At 58.4% G+C, this 8,534-nt stretch carries 9 protein-coding genes; 6 read left to right on the top strand and 3 right to left on the bottom strand.

Annotated features, from left to right (window positions below; translation table 11 throughout):
* Positions 1-682 precede the first annotated feature (682 nt).
* Together Q1V60_RS05060 and Q1V60_RS05065 are read left to right on the top strand one after the other, a co-directional pair.
* Positions 683-1,039, top strand: coding sequence for a DUF1493 family protein (locus tag Q1V60_RS05060; RefSeq protein ID WP_300628025.1), 357 nt, complete (start codon positions 683-685; stop codon positions 1,037-1,039).
* Positions 1,040-1,123: 84 nt separating this feature from the next.
* Positions 1,124-1,987 (top strand): EamA family transporter, encoded by an 864-nt coding sequence (locus tag Q1V60_RS05065; RefSeq protein ID WP_300628027.1) that lies wholly within the window; start codon positions 1,124-1,126, stop codon positions 1,985-1,987.
* A gap of 58 nt (positions 1,988-2,045) precedes the next feature.
* On the opposite strand, the gene Q1V60_RS05070 is transcribed toward Q1V60_RS05065, so the two are convergent.
* Positions 2,046-3,587: a phosphoenolpyruvate carboxykinase gene (locus Q1V60_RS05070; RefSeq protein ID WP_300628029.1), complete on the bottom strand. Its 1,542-nt coding sequence runs from the start codon at positions 3,585-3,587 to the stop codon at positions 2,046-2,048.
* Positions 3,588-3,766: 179 nt separating this feature from the next.
* Positions 3,767-4,669 (bottom strand): Hsp33 family molecular chaperone HslO, encoded by a 903-nt coding sequence (hslO, locus tag Q1V60_RS05075; RefSeq protein WP_300628031.1) that lies wholly within the window; start codon positions 4,667-4,669, stop codon positions 3,767-3,769.
* 122 nt (positions 4,670-4,791) lie between these two features.
* Here hslO and Q1V60_RS05080 point away from each other — a divergent pair, with 122 nt between their 5' ends.
* Positions 4,792-5,595 carry a phosphatase PAP2 family protein gene (locus Q1V60_RS05080; RefSeq protein ID WP_300628033.1) on the top strand — a complete coding sequence of 268 codons (804 nt, stop codon included), beginning with the start codon at positions 4,792-4,794 and terminating at the stop codon, positions 5,593-5,595.
* A 69-nt stretch (positions 5,596-5,664) separates the two neighbouring features.
* Here the strand turns inward: Q1V60_RS05080 and Q1V60_RS05085 are convergent, their stop codons facing one another.
* A complete protein-coding gene (locus Q1V60_RS05085) occupies positions 5,665-6,072 on the bottom strand; it encodes a S4 domain-containing protein (RefSeq protein ID WP_300628035.1) in 408 nt (135 codons plus the stop codon).
* Between the two features lie 116 nt (positions 6,073-6,188).
* On the opposite strand from Q1V60_RS05085, the gene Q1V60_RS05090 reads away from it, so the two are divergent.
* From Q1V60_RS05090 to rimK, 3 genes are read left to right on the top strand one after another with little or no spacing between them, the layout of a single operon-like run.
* Positions 6,189-6,968, top strand: a complete 780-nt coding sequence (locus tag Q1V60_RS05090) for an EAL domain-containing protein (protein ID WP_300628037.1) — start codon at positions 6,189-6,191, stop codon at positions 6,966-6,968.
* 29 nt (positions 6,969-6,997) lie between these two features.
* Positions 6,998-7,462, top strand: coding sequence for an ATP-dependent zinc protease (locus Q1V60_RS05095; RefSeq protein WP_173667503.1), 465 nt, complete (start codon positions 6,998-7,000; stop codon positions 7,460-7,462).
* Positions 7,459-8,364 (top strand): 30S ribosomal protein S6--L-glutamate ligase, encoded by a 906-nt coding sequence (gene rimK / locus Q1V60_RS05100; RefSeq protein ID WP_300628038.1) that lies wholly within the window; start codon positions 7,459-7,461, stop codon positions 8,362-8,364. The genes Q1V60_RS05095 and rimK overlap by 4 nt, the downstream gene beginning before the upstream one ends.
* Positions 8,365-8,534 lie beyond the last annotated feature (170 nt).

Consider the following 8,534-nt stretch of genomic DNA (forward strand, 5'->3'; position numbering starts at 1 on the left):
ACCGTCGGCCTGTGGCGAGGGAGCTTGCTCCCGCTGGGCCGCGAAGCGACCCCAGAAAATGGGACTGCTGCGCAGTCCAGCGGGAGCAAGCTCCCTCGCCACGGTAAAGCGCTCCTCCTTAACTGACTGGCATTAGGGCAAACCCGACTTCCACATCGGCCAGCTTTACCTCTTGAGTCGCTGCCTATCCATCAATGCCTGAAATCACTGTAAGAAATCGCCAACCGCTGCGACATCCCCTTCCCAAACTGCATAAAACAACCGCCCGGCCCCCTACAGAAGTCATCCGCAGTCGACTGAAAATGGCGCCCTGTCCACTGTCTCCGCAAAAAACACGTGAACGTAGAAAGGACTCAACATATCGGCCGGTACGGCGTAATACATGTCTACTCGAAAGAGTCTTAGTACCATGGCCCTCTACCTTCAATCGGCTTTTTTTCTCATCATCTATCTGGTGCTGCACTGTCAGATCACAGACCCTACGCTCAGGAAGCGCTTCGCAGTCACATGTCTCGCTACAGGTCTGGTTTTGACGTTTCTACTACCTTATGTAGCAGTAATCCCAAGAATGCCTTTCCTACCCGTCTTTGTATTCTTGATAGGCTTGGCGCTCTTCGTCATCCGGAATACATACCGCCTCGAACGCAACCATGCCTCTCACCCAATCCTGCGTGCCCTCAACATGAACCTCGCCCCTGACTTTCCCGAAGACCCGGTCATGCAGCAGCTCCTGCAGTTGCTGCATGAAGAAATCGGTCTGCCGAAACACAAAACCATTCGCCTGCAAACCTCGCTGAACTTCGACCTTGGGTGCGATGGCGCTGAGGCCAAGCAACTGATGGAAGCGCTTGAGCAAGAGTTCGCGCTCGACCTCGGCGACTTCGACACTTATCGTTACTTCAACCCGCCGGTGTTTGACGTGTTTCTCAAACGCCGGGCCAAGGGCCGTGGCGAAAAAGTGCCGCTGACCATCGGCATGCTTTATCTGGCGATCAAGACATACAGCTGGGACACACAGACGCTGGAAAACCTGAGTTGAACGAATACAGATTTCGAATTCACTGAAAGCCAAATGTGGCAGCTGCGCCAAGCTGGCCAGCCGCATACACAACAAGGACCTTACATGGACGTAACAATGGGCCTGCTGGCCGCCCTGCTCTGGGGTGGAACGGATTTCCTGGTGGGCCTCAATGCCCGCGCCGTGGGCGTTAAACGCGCGGTGTATTTCGGCCAGGCGTTGGGTTTTCTGATCATGACTCTGTTGTTGATCATTCTTCCCAGCTTCCTGTTCAAATCCCTCGACGCGCCGCTGAGCGTCTGGCTGCTGGGCATCGCTGCCGCCCTGCTTACCGTCTCCGGTGCCCTCGCCCTGTCAAAGGCCTTCGCCCTCGGCAAAGCTGCAATCGTCGCGCCGCTGGTAACTTCCTACGGCGTGGTCACCACATTGCTGTCCTGGGCCAGCGGCGAACGCATCAGCATGGCCCAATTGGGCTGCATTGCGCTGTGCGCGACCGGCGTGATCCTCTCCAGCCTCCACAAGGACAACGGCGTGCCCCACACCAACCCACGCCTGTCCATCGCCTACGCCATGCTCGCCTCGCTGCTTTATGGCACCAGCTTCTGGCTGCAGGGCCGCTACACCCTGCCGGCGCTGGGGCCGGTCGCCATGCTGTGGCTGGGTTACCTGGTAGGCCTTTGTGTGCTCGTGGTGATGGTGTTGAAGATCAAGGACGGCCTTAAGATGCCACCGTTCAAAAACTGCGCGACCTTGACCGGGGCGGGCTTAATGAACCTGGGCGGGTTCTCGGCATTTTCGTGGGGGGCGATGGCGGGCTCGGTTTCGGTTGTGACGGTGATCAGCACGCTGTCAGGCGGTATTGCAGCGATCCTTGGGTTTGTGTTTTTCAAGGAGCGGTTGTCAGCGGTGCAACTGCTCGGGGTTTTGTTAGTACTGGCCGGGGCCGTGGCGCTGCATATCGTCGCCTGAACCTGCGCGCACAAAAAAGCCGCCTACGGGAGGCGGCTTTTTCCAGACAAGCTGAGCCTTACAACTTAGGCCCTGCAGCCTTGATCGCTTCACTCACTTCAAACTTCTTGAAGTTCTCGATGAACAACCCGGCCAAAGCCTTGGCCGCTTCATCGTAGGCAGCCTTGTCGGCCCAAGTGTTGCGTGGGTTCAACAGGCCGGTCTCAACGCCCGGCACAGCCAATGGCACGTCGAGGTTGATGGTGTCGAGGTGTTCGGTCTCTGCACCGATCAACGCGCCGCTCTGGATCGCTGCAATCACGCCGCGAGTGGTCGGGATGTTGAAGCGTTTGCCAACACCGTAGCCGCCGCCGGTCCAGCCGGTGTTGACCAGGTAGACCTTGGAGCCGAAGCCGCGGATGCGCTTGATCAGGAGCTCAGCGTATTCACCAGCCGGGCGTGGGAAGAACGGCGCGCCGAAGCAGGTGGAGAAGGTCGACTTGATGCCGCTGCCCGAACCCATTTCGGTCGAGCCCACCAGTGCGGTGTAGCCGGACAGGAAGTGGTAGGCCGCTTGTTCTTCGCTGAGGATGGACACGGGCGGCAATACGCCGGTCAGGTCGCAGGTCAGGAAGATCACCGCGTTGGGCTCGCCGCCCAGGTTCTTCTCGGAGCGCTTGGCAACATGTTCCAACGGGTAAGCGGCGCGGCTGTTCTGGGTCAGGCTGACATTGGTGTAGTCAGCGTGGCCAGCCTCGTCGATGACGACGTTTTCCAGCACGGCGCCGTGCTTGATGGCCTTCCAGATAACCGGCTCGTTCTTCTCCGACAGGTCGATGCACTTGGCATAGCAACCGCCTTCGATGTTGAACACCACGCCTTCGCCCCAACCGTGCTCGTCGTCACCGATCAGGTAACGGCTTTCGTCGGCGGACAGGGTGGTCTTGCCGGTGCCGGACAGGCCGAAGAACAGGGTCACATCGCCCGCTTCGCCGATGTTGGCGGCGCAGTGCATCGGCAGCACGTCGGCGGCCGGCAGCAGGAAGTTCTGCACCGAGAACATGGCTTTCTTCATTTCACCGGCGTAACGCATGCCGGCGATCAGCACTTTTTTCTGCGCAAAATTGAGGATTACGCAACCGTCGGAGTTGGTGCCGTCACGCTCTGGCACGCACTCGAAGTTGGCCACGTTAAGCACTTGCCACTCATCGCGATCGGCCGGGTTGTACTGGGCCGGGTTGATGAACAGGCAACGACCGAACAGGTTCTGCCAGGCAGTCTGGGTGGTCATTTTCACGGGCAGGTAGTGGTCTTCGGAAGCCCCTACGTGAACATGGGAAACGAAGTGCTCCTGCGCGTTGTTGAAGGCTTCTACGCGGCTCCACAGGGCATCGAACTTGTCAGCCGGGAACTTGCGATTGATCGGGCCCCAGGCGATTGCGTCCTGGGTAGTAGGCTCTTCAACGATGAAGCGGTCGACCGGCGAACGGCCGGTGCGGTGACCGGTTTCTACGACCAGCGCGCCAGTATCGGCAAGCACGCCTTCACCGCGCTGCAGGGCTTCTTTGACCAGATCGTCAACACTCAGATCGGTGTATACGGCGTTATTGGCTTGCGTCATGAGGTTCCCCGTCGGCCTATGGCCGAGTGCTCCAAACGTTTTGTAGTAGAAAGTTGCGCACTACTACCGCGAAAAAAGTGGGCCGGATTATGCCAGAAAAGCCCAAAAAAAGTAGGGCCCTCCCGTCAGAACGCCTCTAATCCGGCATTTGGCAGGTGATTTACCTGTGCTTAAACGTTTTAGTGACGGGTGTCGGAAGGGGTGTCTATGCCTGCGCCGGCGAATAATTGAGCCACATCGGCAGCATCGAACAGATAACGCTCGTTGCAGAACTGGCAGTCGATCTCGATATGGCCACCGTGTTCCACCACCAGATTCTGCGCATCTTCCAGGCCCAGACTGACCAGGGCGTTGGCTGAGCGCTCGCGGGAGCAGCTGCAATTGAAGTGCAGGGACTGACCGTCGAACAGGCGCACCGCCTCTTCGTGATACAGGCGATGCAGAATGGTCTCGTTGTCCAGGGCCAGCAATTCTTCAGCCGTCAGGGTGCCAGCCAGGGCGGTCAGCTTGCGCCAGCTGTCGGTGCGCTCATCTTCGTCCTTGATACGGTCAGCCGGCAGTTGCTGCAACAACAGGCCGCGAGCGCGTTTACCGTCGGCGTTGAGCCAGAACTTGGTGCCGACTTGCTGGGACATTACGAAATAGTTGGTAAAGCACTCCGACAGCGTCTCGCCGTCGAGGTCGACGATGCCCTGGTAGCGCTGGCCCTCGGTGGGGTCAACGGTGATCGCCAACACGCCATCGGCCATCAGGTCGGAAAGTGTGGCATCGGGTGTAATCCGGTCGACGTCATAGCGGGCCAAGCCGCGGATTTCGCGCTCGCTGGAGCACTCGATCATCAGCATCGGGATCGGACCTTCGGAGCGCGCCTGCAGGATCAGCAAGCCATCGAATTTCATCGTGCCCACCAGCAGCGCAGCCGCTGCCATCAACTCACCAAGCAGTTGCGCCACCGGCTCCGGATACGCGTGTTTGGCAAGGACTTCGGCATAGCTGAGCTCCAACGAAACCAGTTCGCCGCGAGCGTCGCTCTCGTCAAAGATAAAGCGTTGAGTGAAGTCGGTATCCGGTAGATCAGTCATAGGTCTGGGTATCTGAAGTGATGACAAAATGATTACAACGTTTATAAAATTAAACGCTTTAGCACCATATTGGTGCGATTCCTCCTGAAACAAGGAGCTAATAGAGCGATGAGGGACAGTTTATGAACAATCCGGGTTTGTTCCAAGCGAACTGGAACCTCCGGCGATGGGCTCTTTGCAATCTACTCGCTATCGCGCTGCTGTGTTTTTGGCTGTGGCCCACGGGCCAGATGCTGTGCGTGATTTTCGACGAGTGGCTGTTTCATCTGCTCAATGACCCGCTGGCGAGCAGCTCTATCTGGTTGCACGTGTGGGCCGTGGCGAGTTTGCGGCCGTTTGACGCAGTCGTCGGAATAATTCTGTTGGCGCTTTTAATACGCGGCGATTGGGTGTTCAAGGCCGTGCAGGTGCGCCAGGCGTTCTTTGGCTTCCTCGGCATTCTGCTGTTGTTACTGTTTATCCGCATGCTGTTTTCCAAACTCGCGGCGCACATGGGCTGGCAGCACAGCAGCCCGTCGATGGTGATCGGCGGCGCGGTTCAGATGAGTGATTTTTTCCCTGGGCTTGAGAAAACCTGGGAGTTGAAAGACCGCTCAAGCCAGAGTTTTCCCGGTGATCATGCGTCGGTGCTGTTGATCTGGGCGATGTTCATGACCGTCTTTGCCAAGCGCATCGGACAAATTCTGGTGATCTGGGGCCTTGCCCTGCTGTTCATGATGCCGCGACTGGTAGCGGGCGCACATTGGGGGCAAGACGATTACATCGGCGGGGTATTACTGGCGCTGTTGGCATTGGGCTGGGGTTGCTACACGCCGTTTGCGGCGAAGGTGTCGGGCGCGTTATTACGCGTGACGGCGCCGATTTTCGGTGGGCTCGGCAAGCTCCCTCTCATCGGGCGATTGAGCGTGGTACGCGCAGCTGAGTAACGGCAAAAGCTCATGTGGGAGCGGGCCTGCTCCCACAATTTATCTCTCCTGTGCTGAGGATTTGCGCCCTCAATCGTCATTGCCGCTGCCGCGAAACTTGAACAAATCACGACGCTGCTTCTTGCTCGGCTTGCCATCGGTGGTCAAGCCCGAAGCACCCGCCTTGCGCATGGCCGCAGCGTTCTCACGTTTGGCAATGCTGGCTTCGGTCTCCGCATACAGTGTCTGCGCCTCAGGCGCTCCCCTGCGCACAGCGCAAAGCGCCTGAACCACAACGGTTCTTTCATCAAACCCTGTACGAATCTGAAACTCGTCGCCGACACGTGGTTCCTTCCCCGGCTTGCAGCGCTCGCCGCGATGGTGCACCTTGCCGCTCTCGATGGCGGCCTTGGCGAGGGCACGGGTTTTGAAGAAACGCGCCGCCCACAACCACTTGTCCAAGCGGACCTTCTCTTCCTCTTCCTGTTTTTGAGCCACTTGAATTCCTCGCTCTGAAAAATGTCGCAACCTTACCGTTGAAACCCTTCGACGCATAAACCCCAAGGCTCACCTAAGATACGCCAGGTAGCACCCTGTTTTCGCGAGGATACGCTGTGACCGACTTTCCCATTTCACTCACCTCGCCCAATCAGCGGTGCGTGGGTTGCCAGCAAAGCGAGCCTTTGGGGTTCGATTTTGCTTTCGCCTACCAGCCTATCGTAGACCTGCGTGACCATTCGATATTTGCCCATGAAGCCTTGGTGCGCGGCACCCAGGGTGAAGGCGCGCTGTCGGTGCTGGCGCATGTCAACGCAACCAATCGCTACCGTTTCGACCAGCGCTGCCGCACCCTGGCGATCGCTGGCGCTGCCGCCCTGAACATGCAGACTCACCTTTCCATTAACTTCATGCCCAATGCCGTCTACCGTCCGGAACTGTGTATCCGCAGCACTCTGGAGGCTGCGCGAGAGCACAATTTTCCGCTGGACCGCCTGATTTTCGAGACTCTCGAAAGCGAGCATGTAGATAACTATCGCCATTTGACGAATATTCTGCGTGAATACCGCGAATTCGGCTTCAAGACCGCCATCGATGATTTCGGCGCGGGCTATTCGGGGCTGAATCTGCTGGCCGATTTCCAACCCGACCTGATCAAACTCGACATGGCGCTGATTCGCGATGTCGACCAAGACCGTGTCCGCCAGGTAATCGTCCAGGGGATTGTCACAATCTGTGAGCAGTTGGGGGTTACTGTCATCGCCGAAGGCATCGAAAGTGCCGGCGAACGGGACTTTCTCTCCGACTGTGGAATATTTCTAATGCAGGGCTACTGGTTCGCCAAACCCGCATTCAATGCCCTGGCCAAGGTTTCCCCTCAAGCCTGGGCAAATTGACGGTACCCATATTGAAGACATTTGACCATTTGACCGTTGTGGGTCTGCGTGAGTGGGTGGCACTTCCCGACTTGGGGGTGGCTGGCCTGCGCGCCAAGATCGACACCGGCGCCAGCACTTCGAGCTTGCATGCCACCGACATTGAGCCGTTCGAGCGCGACGGCGAAAAGTGGGTGCGCTTCACCGCGCATCTGGGCAGCGTGGTGCAACTGCGTCACCGGCGTTGCGAAGCGCCCTTGGTAACGATGAAAACCATCAAGAGCTCCAATGGCCATGCGCAGGTGCGCTACGTGATCAGCACAACCCTGGCGTTGGGCGATCGGGTATGGCGAGTGGAATTCACCCTGGCCTGCCGCAAAGCCATGCGTTATCGCCTGTTACTGGGCTCAAAGGCGCTGATTGACGGCCAGTTGGTGGTCAGCCCAGCCGTAAAGTACGTTCAAGACAAGCCGGTGTTCCCGGTCTCCACTATTTCTGCCCCAGGTGCTGCATGAAGATTGCTGTGCTGTCGCGAAACCCGCGTCTGTATTCTACCCGCCGCCTGGTTGAGGCCGGCACCGAACGTGGCCATGAAATGGTGGTGATCGACACGTTGCGGGCCTATATGAACATCGCCAGCCATAAACCGCAGATCCACTACCGTGGCAAGCCGCTGGAAGGCTTTGATGCGGTGATCCCACGCATCGGCGCCTCGGTGACGTTTTATGGCTGCGCGGTGCTGCGCCAGTTTGAGATGATGGGCGTGTTTCCACTGAATGAGTCCGTGGCCATAGCACGTTCGCGGGACAAGCTGCGCTCGCTGCAGCTGCTGTCGCGCCGGGGTATCGGCCTGCCGGTCACCGGCTTTGCCCACTCTCCGGATGACATCCCCGACCTGATCGAAATGGTCAATGGTGCGCCGCTGGTGATCAAGGTGCTGGAAGGCACCCAGGGTATCGGCGTGGTGCTGTGCGAAACGGCAACGGCAGCGGAGTCGGTGATCGAGGCGTTCATGGGCCTCAAGCAGAACATCATGGTGCAGGAGTACATCAAGGAAGCGGGCGGTGCGGATATCCGCTGCTTCGTGGTAGGCGACAAGGTGATTGCCGCCATGAAGCGCCAGGCCAAGCCGGGTGAGTTCCGCTCCAACCTGCACCGTGGCGGTAGCGCCAGCCTGATCAAGATCACCCCGGAGGAGCGTATGACTGCTCTGCGTGCGGCCAAGGTCATGGGACTGGCCGTGGCCGGCGTGGATATCCTGCGCTCCAACCATGGACCATTGGTCATGGAGGTGAACTCATCGCCAGGCCTGGAGGGGATCGAGACCACCACCGGCAAGGATGTGGCGGGGATCATCATTGAGCATCTGGAAAAAAACGGCGGGCCGAATATGACTCGGACCAAGGGCAAGGGCTGATAAAACTCCAGTTACCACCCCAAATACGACTTGTGGGAGCGGGGGTTCGCGCGAAGACCGAGTGTGCGGCATTGATTTTAAGACGGAAACACCGTGGTACCAAGCCACCCCCCCCCCACAATTGGGACCCTGCCGACCCTTTGAACGCAACACTGGGCCACAACAACCCC

The sequence above is a fragment of the Pseudomonas sp. genome (assembly GCF_030147005.1).
Classification (GTDB): Bacteria; Pseudomonadota; Gammaproteobacteria; order Pseudomonadales; family Pseudomonadaceae; genus Aquipseudomonas.